Raw genomic sequence first — 16162 nt, forward strand, 5'->3', positions numbered from 1 at the left:
TTTAAATTGCTAGATTAGTGCCGAAGATATTTCCATGAAATAAACGTATGCATGTTCCAGATTTGGTTCCAGCTCAATTGCATTGGTAAATTGACTGCCGTCTCCAATTAATTGAACTTCCCAACCTTCTTGAGTTGGAATCGTTGAAACTACAGGGTATTTATCTTTAATCAGATCGTATTCATAGCCAGATGTATTCACCTGCCAAACATGTCCGCGGGCTTTTTCAATAAGAGCTTCAGGTGTTCCTTTAAAAGCAACTTGTCCGTTGTTAAGCAAGGCCAGATTGTTGCAAACACTTGAAATATCTCCTACAATATGGGTTGATAAAATAATGATCACATCTTGCTGGCTCAGCTCCGATAATATATTCCGAAACCGAATTCGTTCTTCCGGATCAAGACCGGTTGTTGGTTCATCAACTACGATAATTTTTGGATTCCCAATCAAGGTTTGCGCAATTCCCAATCTTCGTTTCATACCTCCGGAGAGTTTATTAGCATCCCGTTCCCGAACATCAAATAAACCAACCTTGTCAAGCCATTCATCAACTTTATCTCTTCTTATGCTTTTGTTTTTTATTCCGGAAAGTGAGGCTGCATAATCTAAAAACTCCCATGTTTTCAGTTTTGAGAAAAAACGAAAATCCTGTGGCAGATAGCCCAATATACTTCTAATTTCTTTTCGGTTTTTTTCCAAATCAAACGAATCAATGGAAACAGAGCCCATACTAGGTTTCATTAAAGTCACCAAAATTCTCATTAAACTTGATTTCCCCGCACCATTTGGACCCAGTAGCCCAAACATTCCGGTACCAATTTCCAGATTTACATCGTCCAGCGCTTTTTTTCCGTTGGGGTAAATTTTACTTAGTTCCTGAATATTGATCTGCATCTGTTTTTTTTGGTTTCAGAGTAAATACGCTAGAATAATCTTAGACAATAAATAGTTGATAAGGTTTAAATAAATTTTTGTCTATCTACCAAATTTACAATTTATGCTTAGTAATACTTGCTCCTCAATTCGTTTTTCGATAAACAGGATAGTTTACCTGTTCTACACAAAGTATGAGACAAGAAATGCGAACAATAGGTTACAGATTTTATCAAATCATTTCATTATCTTTATTAAGATTAATAACAGATAAGCAAAGTGGCAATGGGAGTTTTTTTTAATAATGATTCATCGGATAAGCTGGAATATACACCATTGGAATTGGTGCAGGAAATGGAGAAAAGGAAAGATCTTTTGATGCTTGATGTGCGTGAACACACAGAGGTACAAATTTGTCACTTGAAAGATGCAATGCATGTTCCTATGGGGCAAATTCCCAATAGACTGGAAGATTTGCCTAAGAACAAGGATTTGATTGTGTTTTGTCACATGGGAGTGCGTAGCAAGCAGGTGATGAATTATTTGCGAAAAAATGGGTTTTCCCGTGTTTTTAATTTAAAAGGAGGTATTGATCGTTGGTCGGTTGAGGTAGATCCAAAGATTCAGAGATATCGATAAAGTATACATTTTAAGGAGCCTCATTCATAATTGAAATGAGGCTCTTTCATATGCTGTGGTTTCTATTTTATAAATATGCTTTGTTTGAGAACAATAGGTTCACCATTTTCAGAAATTCCTTCAACAATTAATTCATACTCACCTTTCACATCACTTGCTGTAAATTCTAACTTAAAATCCTGTTCTTTGCTCAGTGTTATATTTGGCTCCCAGAGTAAATCCGTTCTGAAATCGGGCATAAATTTATCAGAAGAATTCGGTTTGTTAGCTAAAGAATAACTTGATGTGAATAAAGGCAGATAATATCGTTCTGTGTTTATTGGCAATTGGTCTATCTTACAATCTTTATCTTTGGAAATAGCGTGTATGATACCGTAAAAGTGGGATTTTCCATAAAAATATTCATATGGCATTACCTCAATCCTGTCAATTTCAGAGGGTCTTTTGTTTAGAATAATTCTAGGGTTGGATATAATTAATCCATCGTAAAGAATTAAAGGAGCAGGCTTCATAACTTTTAATTGGTCAGGACTATATACATTGAAAAAGGTTTCTTTTTTTTGGTAACTAATTTTAACGGAAGAAATAAATTCATGGAAGTATTCCTCCAAAGAGTCAAGACGAATAAAGTTGTCGATTTTCATTGAAGAATATGGTTTCCCAAAGAAGTTATTCTCTCCTCGATACAAGCATGTATCTTTTAATTCTGCATAAGTTTTCTGATTATAGATGGTTCTGATTCTATAACTTTCATAAAGCTTTTTTAGAAAGTCTAATTGGTCTTTATTTAGATCAGATTTTTTCCATTGTACAGATGCAAAACCTTTTTGGTTGAATTTTTCTTTTAGTTGGATAGAGCATTCTTCGAATTTATTATCGTTAAGTTGAATTGAAATATCATGCAATCCTTTTTTTAATGGAAGCTGAAAGAAAAATTTACCATCTTGATTTGTTCTAAATGTACTTATATCAGCATATTCACCAATTTTTGACAGGTAAACATTTTTATTGGTAATAGCTTCTTTTGTTTTGTGACTTTTTATTTGCCCTTCCAAGATATAGGCTTCCTCTTCAGGATACTGACTTGGATTAACTAAATAATTGGGGTTACTATGTAAGTATAAGGATTTAAGTCCATCTTTTGAAATCCAATCTTGTTCCGGTATTTTACTGAGTTGTTCAAAATAGCTACTCATTGAAGCACCAAAATTAGAGTAGACATTGAAGAATTCAATAATATTAGCCGATGTATGAAAAGGTTCTTTTAATTTGATACTTGCTGAGAGATATAATAATTCAGTTTTTTTTGTAAAATCCTTACTTGTAAGATTCAGCTGAACTTTCTCTCGGGGAGAGACAGTAATACGTGGATTTTCAAAAAATACTCCTTTGTTGTTACTTGCTAAATGAAAGACAGCTTCTGTTAAAATCTCTCCATCTGGATTTTTAACACAGATTCCATAACTTGGAGAGTTTAATTCTTTTTTATGAATTCTAAATTCCCAATTGTTATTTGTTAACTCAAATGATTGATCTACAATATTTCCTTTATTCGAAAAGATTTGAAATTTAAGTCCTTTGTCAGGAACTGATGAAGCATCGTTTGATGAAACTGTAAAACGGATGTATCGATCCAGATCTTCAACTGAAGAAGTAATTGTATATGGTTTCTTCTCTGTTGTATTGCTTTTAGTTCGCAACACAGTTCGGTCATTATCTTTCAAATCATAGAATTGAGTTGATCCGTTTGTAATTTTTTGGTTGTCGATACTATTTTCTGCAAGCTTGTAATTGTTAAAAACAAAAATAGGTGTTACACTTGTTAACTCTTTTGAAGTTGAGTTCATCCAATGCGTATAGGCATTAATGGCGTAGTTTCCGGTTGATAATTGATCTGTTATTAAAAAACCACCAGCCCCCATTCCTTGATTCAGGATTATTTTTTCCTGAGCAACAGCATAGCCATTTTCGTCTATTAACTCCAGGTAAGCAACTTTACTTAAACCGGACAGTTTCTGTGTGACAGAATTGATACAATACAATTTAAATAGGACTGATTCTCCGGCAAGAAATATATTTTTTTGAATGTGAACATGAATTTTTTCACTTTCATGGCTAATATTTTCGCCCTTGCTTGCAAAATTAATTGCTTGGGAGGCTATTATAATAAGAACTATATATATAGATATTTTATTTTTCATAGCTTTAAAATTCAATGTTATATGAAATGGTAGGGATTGCGTTTCCAAATACTGAGAGTTTATATCCAACCACAAAAGAATCTTCCGATCTAAAATAAACGGAGTAAGCATTATTGCGTGCTGTAAGATTATACAAACCAAAAGTCCAGGATGTATGATATGCTTTGTGCTTTCTCAAATTTCCTTCTACTAACAAAGAAATATCTGTTCTAAAGTAGTTTGGGAGACGATACTCATTTCGTTCGGAATAGTAAATAATTGGAATTCCTTGCAGCGTGTATTTGGCTATAGGATAGGTTGCAGGTCGACCAGTGTGATATACTAAATTGGTTGAAAATATGAATCGTCTGGAGAGTTTAATGCTGAAAAAGGCTTTGATATTATGTGGTTTGTCATACGGTGCCCTATACCAATCCCCATCACTTACTGCAAACTCGCCGGTTTTATCTTTCGATTTTAAATAACTCCGAGAATAAGTATAACTGACCATGGTGTTGAAACGGCCTTTGTTTTTTCGGATGAAAAGTTCTATTCCGTAGTTCTTGCCTTTTGCGTTAAGCACCTCATTTTCCGTATGCTCATTTAAATACAGTTGTGCACCATCTTTGTAATCTTTGGCATTTTGAACCTTTTTAAAATAGGTTTCAGCTGATAATTCAAAGTTAGAATTGAAAATATTCTTGTAAAAACCTAAAGAAATCTGATCTCCAATTTGAGGTTTCAAATATTTGTCTGTTAGTTTCCATGTATCTGTTGGAGAAATAGATGTTGTGTTTGATAAAAGATGAATGTATTGACGTGTCCTATTATAGCTTGCTTTTATTGATGTGCTTTGGTTTAATGCATAATTAAGAGAAATACGATATTCAGGACCATGATATATATTATTCAAACCAGCTGAAGTGGTTACTGTATCTAGAATATTATAACGACTTGTAATTCCATCCAAATATTTTAATTCGTCCCTTTTACCCATAGTACCATATAAGGAATATCTAATTCCTGCTTCTGCAGTAATACTCCCCAGGAATTCGTGTTTAACACCTACGAATAGCGCAGACTCAAGACCATTTTCTTCTGGCAAATTGTTTTTACTCACAACAGAACTTTCAGAATAAGGTTTCCTGTCTCCCGGACTTATATTGTAATATTTCAATTCTGTCCCCATGTCTATATTTGTATATAGATCCTTCTCGTAGTTGAGGAAAGACTTAAAACCACCTTCATTAACCCGATGCGTTAATTTAAAAGCGTTGTTAGCAATTTCAGATGCACTCATGTCATAAGAGAAACTTGTGAAGTATCCACTGTTATTCATCTTTAGCTTTTCAGAAAAGCGATGTCTCCAATTTAATGAGCTAACAAAATTATTGAAGTTATATATTGTGTCGGAGTGCAATTGGAACTCATCTTTACTATTATAATAACTAAGTTCGAATTGATTGTTTGAGTTAGGTTTATAATTTATTTTTCCATGCAAGTCGTAAAAGTTTGCTTTTGAGTCCACTAATTCTTTTGAGTCTATCTTATCTACGATCCAGTCGGAATAGGTGAATCGGAAAGAATTCATTATTGAAAGTTTGTTTTTGAGTAAAGGTAAATTCAAAAATGCTTTCGTTGTAACCGGACTAATTCCAACTTTACCACTTATTTTATCATTTATTTTATTGTTCGAATGGATATCATAGGTTGAAGAAATTCTTCCACCAAACTGAACAGGAATACTTGATTTATATAAACTTGCATCCTGTATCATATCATTATTGAAAGCTGAAAAGAATCCAAAAAAATGAGCAGGGTAGTAAATAGGTGCATTATCTATTAGTATTAGGTTTTGATCGGCAGAGCCTCCTCTAACATTGAAACCAATTGATCCTTCTCCAGCGCTTTCCACACCTGGTAACATCGTTGTGCTTTTTATTATATCCGGTTCACCAAGGGCTGAAGGTAAAGATTCAATATCTTTTGCCTGAATATGTTCTAAACCCATTGATGTTCTCTTTACTTTGTCATCCTTTGCTAAGACACGTACTTCCTTAAGAGTTTGGTTTTCACTCATTAACTGAACATTAATTCGACCATCACCACGAAGATTAATTTTTCTGGAACTGGATTTTAATCCCATAAATTTAAAGTGTAAGGTGTAAAACCCTGGAGAAAGATCTAATTCAAAATATCCATCTTTATCAGATGTTACTCCTTTTGTAAGATTAGGAAGATATATTTCAACGCCCTTAAGAGCTTGAGAGCTTTCAAAATGGCTTACTTTCCCAAATAGTTTTACTTTTTTCTTACCTAAGGCAGTTCCAATTTCATGAATTTTGTACTCCTGTTCCTGCAGGTTCGAAATGTCTTTATCTTCCTCAATATATTCAACTTCATTTGTAGAATTATCCACTTTTTCCTGAAGGCTAAATTCTTGTTTTAGATCTTGATATTGGGTTAGTACAATTAAATTGTCTTTAGCAATGAATCTTAATTGTGTGCCAGCAAAAATGTCTGTGAGAATATTTGTGATATTTTCATTTGAATAAAACTTTTTAAGTCGAATATTTTCAACCCAAGTTCTATCAAAAAATACTTTTATTTGATATTTCTTATTCAGGTCATTTGCGAATTCAACAAATGTCATTCCTTCGTGACCAATACTTATTTCTTGTTCGCTTATAGCCAAACAGGGGAAAAGTATGAACAAACTATATAGTAATAGGAGTGCTTTTTTCATTTTCCGTAATTTTATTGGTCAAATTTTATTAAAAGAGGGATTGCATCTAATGGATTGTGTCTGTTTATCTTTAATTTGCTGAAGCGAACGAATTGCTTGATTTCTTTCTTTTGGGATGGAAAGAATTTGATGAGATCCGCTTTGCTTTTTATCTTGCTTAACTCTTTGTTATAAATGGCATACATATTAGTATCATCTATATAGTTGAATTTTTCAGAACCTGTTTTTGAACTAAGAACTCGTAATTGAGTACGTTTAATAAGGTAGGTTATTTTTGAAGCAGTAAAAACTTGGTAGTAGTTGGCCGGACTTAATTCTTTATGAATTAAATCACCTCTTTTAAAATGATAAATCATCTGGTTATCTAAAACTGTAAATTCTTCTAAGAAAAACGGATTTATAACAATATTGCATGTCGTATTGTTCTCTGTTTGAATTGGTGTTATTATTTCTTCTTTTGAGAGATCGTAGAAGAACTTCAGATTATTGAAATTCTGTCCATTAAATTTAAAACTTCCGTTAAGCTCCAGTTTTTTAAGGAAAAATTGTTCAGCTTGTGCTACCGAGTGGGTAGGTATCCAAATTTTTCCATTTATTATATTTTCTTTGTTAGTGGATAATTTGGGTTGCCCAAATGTGTTTGGGCAAAATGCTACAATTAGCAGCATTGGTGTGAGCAGGTTTAGTAATTTAGATTTCATAGTATATAGTTTTAAGGCCAAAATGAAGGTTTGGTGGGAGAATATTTTACGCTGCAATCGTAACAATAATTACGTCGCACAATAAAAATGTGTGCTTCGCCTTCGAAATAATCTCTTACAATATGGAATATACTTTGATCAGGACTTCCATCCTTAAATTTCATCGTAATATCTTCACAATCAGAAGGAAAATCTTGAAATTTCATTTGGAAATCTTTCGAAGAAAAGCTTGCATTCATAGAGTTCACACTTGAGGCTTCAAAATATCCGAGTACTGGATTTTTTGAATGACAAGCGCAAACATTACCTTTTGCATTTGCAGGAATTACGTTATACAAACCTCCATTTGTTTGGATTGATTCTTGAATTTGTTTCCAAAATTCATAACAATTAAAGTTAACAGAATATAGTGATAGGTTAATGAAATATTCATAATTTAGTTTAACTTCATTTTCTGTTATGTAAGAGGTCGGGAGGTGCTTGAATTCTTTTATTTTTTGACCTGATCCATCAAAAACGAAAACATTATCTGAACGCATAAAAGGATAGCATATTTTGGATGGAATTGCGGTTTTTGGTTCGAAATAAGGATTTCGCCATTCCCAGCTTTCTCGATATTCCCATTTAATATAACTGCTTTGATTTGTTGGATCAGAGGCATCAATATATAATTTGGCAGCATTTACTGTACTTGCATCTCCTAATAATAATTTTCTTTCTTCACCATATATTGATTTAATGATTACCTCGGGTTGAATTGTTTCCGGACTGGATTCATATTGCTCACCGGAATTTGTTTGAATTTCAATCCAATAGCTTCGACCTATTTGACCTTGAAAATTTGAATTTTGAGTTCTATAGACCCCGGGAGATATTTCCCATAAAATTTCAGAATTTCCGAGATCGTCATTAATCATTATAATTGCTCCTTGTTCCGGTCTCAATGTATCGACTTTTATGAGATCAACAGTTCTAAACAATCTTACCTCATACGGACCAGGTTTATTTGTAATCTTTCCGTCAACAACTAAAATTGAAATATCGGAATCTATTTCGGGATAAAATTTTTCAGTGCACGAGAAAAGACATACGGATAGAAAACTGTAAAAAAGAAGTGCAATTTTATATCTGGACATATTTTTGTTTTTAGAGTTTAGGCCAAAATGATGGTTTATTTGCTGGATGAACAACATTGCATTCGTAACATTCAGTTCTTCGAACAACATAAACGGTGGCTCGTCCTTCAGTATAGCTTGAAAGGATCTGAAATTTGGCGGGGTTAGGAGAGCTGTCTTCCTTTCTCATTTCGAAAGGTTCACATTCTTTAGGATAATTTGCAAATTCAAGAGTGAAGTCATTTTCATGAAAAAATTTTGTTGTTCTACTTACTGAAGAAACTTCAAAATATCCAACAGATTTACATTTTTCATCACATCCGCTTATATTCCCTTCAATATTTGCAGGGGTGATATCATAAAGGGCACCTTCTGAGAAGTTAACAGATTTTAATTTTTTCCAGAATTCATAATTGGTTTCTGATGTTGAAAATAGGGTGATATCAATTAGATAGTTGTATAATAATTTTACTTCATTAGTATATATCCTTGAAGTAGATTGTTGAGAAATGAATTTTGAACTTAGGTTTGAGGCATCGTAAATATTTACCAAAGGAAAAGTAGTAACAGGGTAGCAGATTTTACTTGGATTTTCAGTAAATGTTTCGGAATTTAAATTTTCAGGAGATCTCCATTCGTAACTTTCCCGGTATTCCCATCTTATGTAGTTGGCATTTGTGCTATTTGCTTTTGCATCAAAATAAATTTTTACTGCGTTTTGTTTTTCTGAGGCATTAACAATTACCTCTTCTTCTTTTCCGTAGATCGATTCTATTTCAAAAGAAGGGGACATTTTTTCCGGAGTTGATTCATACTTTTCTCCTGTTGCAGTTTCTATTTCAATCCAATATGTTTGTCCAACTGTTCCTTTTATTATATTGTTTACAGTTTGATATACACCCGGACGAATTTCCTGAAAAAGTTCACTGTTTCCTAAACCATCTTTAAGTATGATTTCAGCATTTACCTCTGGTTTTAACGTGTCAATTCTTATAAGGTCAACAGTTCGGAATAATCGAACCTCATAAGGGCCGGATTCATTGGTTATTCTACCGTCAACAACTAAAATTGAAATATCGGAATCTATTTCGGGATAAAATTTTTCAGTGCAAGATGCGTTTAGCAGTATTAGTGCCAAAGCCCAACAAAACGGGGATTTTATAGGGGACATGAGGTTAGAGATTTAGTTAATGGTTTTACTAAAAGTAGTATTTTAAGTTTATAAATAAGGCATTATTGATGAGTATATTACAATAGATTACCTGTATTGGTAATTATGCAATATTAAAATGTAAGGAATAACTGCTATACTTAATTGATATAAATAATTTGATTGGTTGCGTAATAGTTAGTGGATTTTGTGAAATCTGTATCTAAAATCAAAATTCTCATTTTACTTCAAAACTCACCTTTCCATACTTTATGCCATTAATCTGAATCTCAATGTGGTGTTGTCCCAAATAGTATTTTCTGGTAGTTATAGGTTTAAAGGAGATTCTTTTTTTGAAAGAGATATTTCCGCTGGCAGGAATTGATTTTTTCGAAAGCTTAAAAATTTTTGGAGCTGTCTTGCCATTTGCTTTCATATAGTGAACAATAAAATCAATCATCAAATTTTGCTTGTCAGCAGATTGGGATTGTATCTCAAAAGACAATTCAATTTCATTGCCTAATTGGCATGTTGGGGTGTTGACTCTTAGATTATTTACAGCTATTTGTACGTTCTGCGGGAACCCTAAAAGTTCCAATGCTTTTGGATGGCCTTGCTTAAGCAAAGTTCGGGAGGCGTGACCAATAATCCATTGTGTGCCTTTATTGTTGGTTTTATTCCAGCAATTTAGGGTTTTAACAACTAAATCAGGATGATCTTTTGCGATGTCATTCAAATTATTGGCTACAGATCGTCGTACATAGAGTTCATCATCTTCTTTTAATTTTTCTAATAATTCCAGTACTGGTGATGGATCTTTCTGGAATTCTTTGAGGGGTGATGCCCAAGGTAATTTAGGCCTGGTTCCTTCCGATACGAGTCTGCGAACATGCACATTTGTATCTGCTGTCCAGAGATGAAGGTATTCTAAAGTTTCTTCCGGATATTTTCTAATGAATGGGCGTATAGCAAATTCTGAAGTGAATTTTTTTGTTATTTCCCTTAAAGCTTTCATCGAAAGATGAAAATCTTCTTTTTTCAATCCAAATTGAGATACATAAGAAGCAATAGGCATGTAGTAGAAGCCCTCAATTTCTTTATTGTCGGTTGTATTGTTTTCTTCTCCAATTGAATTTACTAAAATAGCGAGAGCTTTCGGGTAGGATGCTGGAAGATGATTGAATAATTCGGCACAAATAAGTTGGGAACGCTCAGATAAGCTAAGAGGTTTAAGCTTAAACACGATGGCATTGACGAATGACGAGGTGTTGAATTCTCCCCAGGATTTGACAATATTGGAAGCCATATTGCCGACTAATTGATTGTTATATACATCTTTAAATAGAAATCCTTTTTCCATAAAGTATTGGCTGATTATGAGTTATTTTGAGCGAAATAAATTAAGCATTATTGTGAACTATGCAAAATAAAAGAAAGGCTGGACGCTAGCATCCAACCTTTCCTGGTTTTAGGGTGTTTTTTGATTGTTAGATAGTTTTTACTATAATAATAGAGTAGTCTATATTTAATACTTTAACAAATGAATCTTTGGCAATTATTTCTCCGAACTGGGATTTAGCTTTCCAGGTTGATCCGGAAAGAACTATTCTCCCCGTGTTTTTCCGGTCGTTAATTTCTTCCATAACTATGGCTTCTTTACCAATCAAATTTTTGTGGTCGTTATTGGGTTGGTATCTTTTACTTATGGAGTGTTTTGTAATGTATGGTTTAAGAAGGAGCAAACTGATTGCTGAGCATGCAATAAATACAAGCAATTGTTCCGGGATAAGAAATCCCCAATAGGCAACTATTCCGGTCATTAGGGAGGCTATTCCATAACATACAGAAACAAAATTTGATATAAAGATCTCAATTACAAAAAGACCTACTGCCAGTAATAACCAAATATGCCAAAGTTCTAATTCCATTCCATAATTTTTTTAAGATAAAAGTAAATTTACGATGGGAATGTGTTAATAACAAGTGTCAAGTGTGCCAAGTTTGTCAATTTCACACCTAAATAGTTTTGTTAAATTGGAAAGGTGCTGTATTATCAGAAGGTTTAAGGTTTTTTCATAAGAGGAATATAGGTTGTTGTTTTTGTTGCTATTGAAAATGGTTCTAAATAATTTCAATAAAATGAACTTTTTAATTAGGTTTGCGCTCTCATTAAAGAGTTGAAGGTCTTAAAATACATTATAAAGCACATAAGTATGAATCCATACCTGACATTAGAACACAAAATAATTCGTGAAAAAGTAAAGGCATTTGCCCAAAAAGAGGTGAAACCTGTGGCTTTCGAATTGGATGAAAAAGAAAAATTTAGTCCCCAACTTACTAAAAGAATGGGAGAGTTGGGCTTATTCGGAATATATTTGCCTAAAGAGTACGGTGGACAAGGGAAAGATTATCTTTCATTGTTGATAGCTGTTGAAGAAATTGCAAAGGTGGATGCTTCGCAGGCATCCACTTTGGCTGCTCATAATTCTTTAGGAATAGGTCCCATTTATTATTTTGGAACCGAGGAGCAAAAACAGAAATATCTTCCAAAATTGACAAGTGGTGAAAATGTTTGGGCCTTTGGATTGACAGAAGACAATGCGGGTTCTGATTCTCGGGGAACAGAGTCAACTGGAATTTTACAGGATGAGGAATGGGTGATTAATGGAAGCAAGAGGTTCATTTCAAACGCATCTTCCGATTTGTCTTTAGGAGTAACTTTACAGGTTGTAACAGCCAATGATAATGGAAAAAAGGAATTATCTGCTATATTAGTAGAGCGAAGTGCAAAAGGGTTTCAGGCTGAGCCGGTAAAAGGGAAAATGATGTGGCGGGCCTCGGATACAGCTCAGTTGAGTTTCGGGAATTGTAAAGTTCCGAAAAGAAATTTGTTGGGAAATTTAGGAGATGGAGCTAGAATAATGCTTCAAACTCTGGATTCTGGTCGGCTAACGATTGCAGCAATGGGACTTGGCTTGGCTCAGGGAGCTTATGAGTTGGCTTTATCTTATTCGAAAAAAAGGGAGCAATTTGGCAAACCAATTTCGAAATTTCAAGCCATTGGATTTAAATTAGCCGATATGGCGACGAAAATTGAAGCAGCCCGACATTTATTGTATCATGCATGCTGGTTGAAGGATAATGGTCATTCGTTTGGAAAAGAAGCTGCCATGGCGAAATTGTTTTGCTCTGAAGTGGCACAGGAAGTAGCAAATGAAGCTGTTCAGATTCATGGTGCTCACGGATTAGTTAAGAATTCGGAAGTGGAGCGTTTTTACCGCGATCAGCGAATACTGCAAATAGGCGAAGGAACATCAGAAATTCTTAGATTGGTGATTTCAAGACATATTGGTTGTTAATTTGTAATTATGACAGACAGAAAAAAAGATCACATTGAATTGGCTTTTCGTTCTCAAATGAAGGACGCTTTGATTGATGAACGTTTTTATTACGAGCCTATGCTTAGTTCTCATCCTAAGGCTGATGATACTACGTTTACTTTCCTAGGGAAGGATCTGCAAACTCCAATATGGGTTTCCAGTATGACCGGAGGAACAGAATTGGCAGGAAAGATCAATCAAAATTTGGCGCGCGCCTGTGCCGAATTTGGAATGGGACTGGGACTGGGTTCTTGTCGGTCTCTTTTGGATAGTGATAAGTATTTTTCTGATTTTGATGTGCGTTCAATCATTGGTGATGATTTGCCTTTGTACGCAAATCTAGGAATTTGTCAGCTCGAAGAATTAATTCAAAAGAAAAAAATCAGTAAGATTATAAGACTGGTTGGTCGTTTGCGTGCTGATGGATTGATTATTCATATCAACCCTATGCAGGAATGGTTGCAGCCAGAAGGTGATCGAATGAATCAATCGCCGATAGAAAGTCTGGAATACTTGCTGGATGAGGTTGACTTTCCAATTATTGTGAAAGAAGTTGGCCAGGGAATGGGACCTGAAAGTTTACGGGTTTTATTGCATCTCCCGCTTCAAGCAATTGAATTTGCTGCATTTGGAGGAACCAATTTTGCGAAAGTAGAGTTGTTGCGTAATTCTGATTCTCAAATCCAATTGTTCGAGCCTTTGGCTCAAATTGGACATTCGGCTAATCAAATGATGGATTGGGTGAATGAGATTGTTGCCAATGATGATCAGGTAAAATGTAAGGAAATCATCATTTCGGGAGGAATCCAGAACTTTCTGGATGGCTACTATTTAATGGAGAAATCTACACTTCCCGCAATTTATGGTCAGGCATCTTCTCTTTTGAAGTATGCAAAAGAATCATACGAAGAGTTAAGAGCATATTTAGAATCACAAAGGAAAGGATTACAACTGTCAAAGAGTTTCTTACGTGTTCGAAAATAAGAGTTTTACCTAAAAAACCTTCTGTTTTTTGGGACAGCAACATAAAAAATGTAATTTAGGACTTCGAAGTATTTTATTATTTCGTTGGTTGGTTCAAAATCAGCGAAAGAATTAAGATGAAAAGATATGAAGCGGAAAGCAATCATTTCAGGTTTTTCCAAATTGACCCGTGAGGAGAAGATGGAAAAAATGGGTGAATTAACTGGCAGTGCAGAGCGAATTAAATCGCAGCTGGATAGTTTTCGCCTGCAAAATAAAGAGCAGCAAGATTTGTTGGATGAGATTAGTGAGAACACGCTTTCTAATTTTTATCTTCCTTTTGGTGTTGCGCCAAATTTCCTGATTAATAATCAGTTGTATCATATTCCAATGGTTATTGAGGAAAGTTCTGTAATAGCAGCAGCCTCAAGATCGGCTAAGTTTTGGGCAAGTCATGGCGGATTTTCCGCGCGTGTTGTTTCAGTTGTGAAATCGGGACAGGTCCATTTTATTTGGAAGGGCGATTCGAACAGATTGAATGATTTATTGCCTGAATTAAAATTTGATTTGTATCGGGCAACCAAAGAATTAACCAGAAACATGCGCCAAAGAGGTGGTGGTATTCAAAGTATTCAGCTGGTGAATCTTTCTGGTGAAATGGAAAATTATTATCAACTGCATGTGACTTTTGATACCGCAGATTCGATGGGAGCTAATTTTATTAATTCCTGTTTGGAGAAAATGGCTCATCAAATGAAACGATTCTTTAAACATTACGAAGGGCTTTCGGATGTGGAACGGGAATGTGAAGTAATCATGTCAATTCTTTCCAATTATACACCGGATTGTCTTGTTGAGTGTTCTGTGGAATGCAGTCTTGATGAGTTGGATGAAATTCATCCGGGGCTTAGCGGAAAAGAATTTGCGGATAAATTTCAGAAAGCTTCAAGAATAGCGGAATTGGATGTATATCGCGCAACGACACATAATAAAGGAATTTTTAATGGAATTGATGCTGTTGCTTTAGCTACAGGTAACGATTTCCGGGCTATCGAGGCAAACGGACATGTTTACGCATCTAAAACAGGAAAATATAAAAGTCTGACTCAGGCCAGCGTATCTCATAAGCGATTCCGGTATCAGTTAACCATGCCTTTGTCATTAGGAACTGTTGGCGGTTTAACAAGCTTACATCCTTTGGCAAAATTTGGTTTGGAATTGCTCGGGAAACCATCGGCGAAGGAATTAATGATGATTACGGCTGCCGCCGGATTGGCTAATAATTTTGGCGCTTTGCGATCTTTAGTTACAACCGGGATTCAGCAAGGACATATGAAAATGCATTTGTCGAACCTGTTGAATGCTTTAAAAGCTGATTACGAAGAAAAGAAACAGGCTTTGGAATATTTTGCTCATAAGACTGTTTCATATAGTGAAGTGGAAGCATTTATTAAATCACTGAGAACTAAGCTGCAATAGAATTTGAAGCCTATATATAAATATTATTCGAACGCTAAATTTTTGCTTACAGGCGAATATCTTGTATTGCACGGAGCTTTAGCACTTGCAATTCCCTTAAAATATGGGCAGGTTTTGGAAGTTTTTGAATCTGAGGAATCGGATTTGGAATGGCTGGCCTACGAAAAAGGGAAATTATGGCTCAAATTTTCAATTTCAAATCAGGATATTACAAATCAAACCGTTGAAGGAGAAACAGAAAAAGATTTTGTGTGTTTTCTTTTGAATAGAGCCAAAAGTTTAAATCCTTCTTTTTTGAATAGCTGCAATCTTAAAATACGAACAGAATTCGATTTTGATCGAAACTGGGGTTTGGGCAGCAGTTCAACCTTAATAAATAATGTTGCTCAATGGGCCGATGTGAATCCATACAATTTGCATTCCTTGGTTTCAAAAGGATCTGGTTTTGATATTGCATGCGCAAATTATTGTAAGCCAATTTTGTTTCGCAGGGATGGTGCTCATCCCTTAATATATCCTGTTGATTTTCCAGAAAAATTTGCAGCTCAACTGTACTTTGTTTACTTGGGTAAAAAGCAAAAGAGTGCTGATTCTGTTAAGAGTTTTCTTAATGAACGTAAGTGTACTGCGGAAGAATTGGATAAAGTCACTCAATTAAGCAAAGATATTCTTTCAGTGCGAAATGCAAAGGAATTCGACAATGTCATTACAATGCATGAGAATTTGGTAGCTGCTTTATTAGGCCAGGAGTGTGTTAAGGAAAAATTATTTCCTGATTTTGAAGGCTCTGTAAAATCACTTGGAGCCTGGGGAGGAGACTTTGTTATGGTAAGAAGTGATTTGAGTAAAAAAGAAGTTCAGTCCTATTTTTATAGAGCGGGACTAACAAACATTTTTTCCTGGAAAGAAATGATACTGGGAACAATCTAATCTATT

Annotated in this window: 13 protein-coding genes; 5 read left to right on the plus strand and 8 right to left on the minus strand. The window is 34.7% G+C overall.

Going from position 1 to position 16162, the window contains the following annotated elements; translation table 11 throughout:
• Positions 1-9: 9 nt before the first annotated feature.
• On the minus strand, positions 10-894 hold the full coding sequence (locus tag QUH73_RS16130) for an ABC transporter ATP-binding protein (protein ID WP_289531469.1): 885 nt from the start codon (positions 892-894) through the stop codon (positions 10-12).
• A 264-nt stretch (positions 895-1158) separates the two neighbouring features.
• Here QUH73_RS16130 and QUH73_RS16135 point away from each other — a divergent pair, with 264 nt between their 5' ends.
• Entirely contained in the window at positions 1159-1512 is a 354-nt protein-coding gene (locus QUH73_RS16135; RefSeq protein WP_289531470.1) for a rhodanese-like domain-containing protein, read from the plus strand.
• A gap of 62 nt (positions 1513-1574) precedes the next feature.
• On the opposite strand, the gene QUH73_RS16140 is transcribed toward QUH73_RS16135, so the two are convergent.
• From QUH73_RS16140 to QUH73_RS16170, 7 genes are all read right to left on the minus strand, one after another.
• Complete coding sequence (locus QUH73_RS16140; protein ID WP_289531471.1) at positions 1575-3713, minus strand: hypothetical protein; 2139 nt, start codon at positions 3711-3713, stop codon at positions 1575-1577.
• 4 nt (positions 3714-3717) lie between these two features.
• The gene (locus QUH73_RS16145; protein ID WP_289531472.1) at positions 3718-6438 is read right to left on the minus strand and encodes a TonB-dependent receptor; all 2721 of its coding nucleotides are present in this window, start codon (positions 6436-6438) and stop codon (positions 3718-3720) included.
• A gap of 11 nt (positions 6439-6449) precedes the next feature.
• Positions 6450-7139, minus strand: coding sequence for a hypothetical protein (locus tag QUH73_RS16150; RefSeq protein ID WP_289531473.1), 690 nt, complete (start codon positions 7137-7139; stop codon positions 6450-6452).
• An 11-nt stretch (positions 7140-7150) separates the two neighbouring features.
• On the minus strand, positions 7151-8275 hold the full coding sequence (locus tag QUH73_RS16155; protein WP_289531474.1) for a DUF4249 domain-containing protein: 1125 nt from the start codon (positions 8273-8275) through the stop codon (positions 7151-7153).
• Positions 8276-8285: 10 nt separating this feature from the next.
• Positions 8286-9425 (minus strand): DUF4249 domain-containing protein, encoded by a 1140-nt coding sequence (locus QUH73_RS16160; RefSeq protein WP_289531475.1) that lies wholly within the window; start codon positions 9423-9425, stop codon positions 8286-8288.
• A 217-nt stretch (positions 9426-9642) separates the two neighbouring features.
• Positions 9643-10764, minus strand: coding sequence for a DNA alkylation repair protein (locus QUH73_RS16165; RefSeq protein WP_289531476.1), 1122 nt, complete (start codon positions 10762-10764; stop codon positions 9643-9645).
• Between the two features lie 127 nt (positions 10765-10891).
• On the minus strand, positions 10892-11332 hold the full coding sequence (locus QUH73_RS16170) for an NfeD family protein (protein ID WP_289531477.1): 441 nt from the start codon (positions 11330-11332) through the stop codon (positions 10892-10894).
• Between the two features lie 285 nt (positions 11333-11617).
• On the opposite strand from QUH73_RS16170, the gene QUH73_RS16175 reads away from it, so the two are divergent.
• From QUH73_RS16175 to QUH73_RS16190, 4 genes are all read left to right on the plus strand, one after another.
• Positions 11618-12763, plus strand: coding sequence for an acyl-CoA dehydrogenase family protein (locus QUH73_RS16175; RefSeq protein WP_289531478.1), 1146 nt, complete (start codon positions 11618-11620; stop codon positions 12761-12763).
• Positions 12764-12772: 9 nt separating this feature from the next.
• Positions 12773-13768, plus strand: coding sequence for an isopentenyl-diphosphate delta-isomerase (locus QUH73_RS16180; RefSeq protein ID WP_289531479.1), 996 nt, complete (start codon positions 12773-12775; stop codon positions 13766-13768).
• Between the two features lie 126 nt (positions 13769-13894).
• Complete coding sequence (locus QUH73_RS16185; RefSeq protein WP_289531480.1) at positions 13895-15226, plus strand: hydroxymethylglutaryl-CoA reductase, degradative; 1332 nt, start codon at positions 13895-13897, stop codon at positions 15224-15226.
• 3 nt (positions 15227-15229) lie between these two features.
• A complete protein-coding gene (locus QUH73_RS16190) occupies positions 15230-16156 on the plus strand; it encodes a GYDIA family GHMP kinase (protein WP_289531481.1) in 927 nt (308 codons plus the stop codon).
• Positions 16157-16162: the final 6 nt, after the last annotated feature.

This window comes from Labilibaculum sp. K2S (genome assembly GCF_030372765.1).
Taxonomy (GTDB): domain Bacteria; phylum Bacteroidota; class Bacteroidia; order Bacteroidales; family Marinifilaceae; genus Labilibaculum.

Coding starts and splice junctions, on each gene's coding strand:
- QUH73_RS16175 (WP_289531478.1), top strand. CDS start 11,618: ATGAATCCATACCTGACATTAGAACACAAAATAATTCGTGAAAAAGTA.
- QUH73_RS16130 (WP_289531469.1), bottom strand. CDS start 894: ATGCAGATCAATATTCAGGAACTAAGTAAAATTTACCCCAACGGAAAA.
- QUH73_RS16145 (WP_289531472.1), bottom strand. CDS start 6,438: ATGAAAAAAGCACTCCTATTACTATATAGTTTGTTCATACTTTTCCCC.
- QUH73_RS16165 (WP_289531476.1), bottom strand. CDS start 10,764: ATGGAAAAAGGATTTCTATTTAAAGATGTATATAACAATCAATTAGTC.
- QUH73_RS16170 (WP_289531477.1), bottom strand. CDS start 11,332: ATGGAATTAGAACTTTGGCATATTTGGTTATTACTGGCAGTAGGTCTT.
- QUH73_RS16140 (WP_289531471.1), bottom strand. CDS start 3,713: ATGAAAAATAAAATATCTATATATATAGTTCTTATTATAATAGCCTCC.
- QUH73_RS16180 (WP_289531479.1), top strand. CDS start 12,773: ATGACAGACAGAAAAAAAGATCACATTGAATTGGCTTTTCGTTCTCAA.
- QUH73_RS16135 (WP_289531470.1), top strand. CDS start 1,159: ATGGGAGTTTTTTTTAATAATGATTCATCGGATAAGCTGGAATATACA.
- QUH73_RS16160 (WP_289531475.1), bottom strand. CDS start 9,425: ATGTCCCCTATAAAATCCCCGTTTTGTTGGGCTTTGGCACTAATACTG.
- QUH73_RS16155 (WP_289531474.1), bottom strand. CDS start 8,275: ATGTCCAGATATAAAATTGCACTTCTTTTTTACAGTTTTCTATCCGTA.
- QUH73_RS16185 (WP_289531480.1), top strand. CDS start 13,895: ATGAAGCGGAAAGCAATCATTTCAGGTTTTTCCAAATTGACCCGTGAG.
- QUH73_RS16150 (WP_289531473.1), bottom strand. CDS start 7,139: ATGAAATCTAAATTACTAAACCTGCTCACACCAATGCTGCTAATTGTA.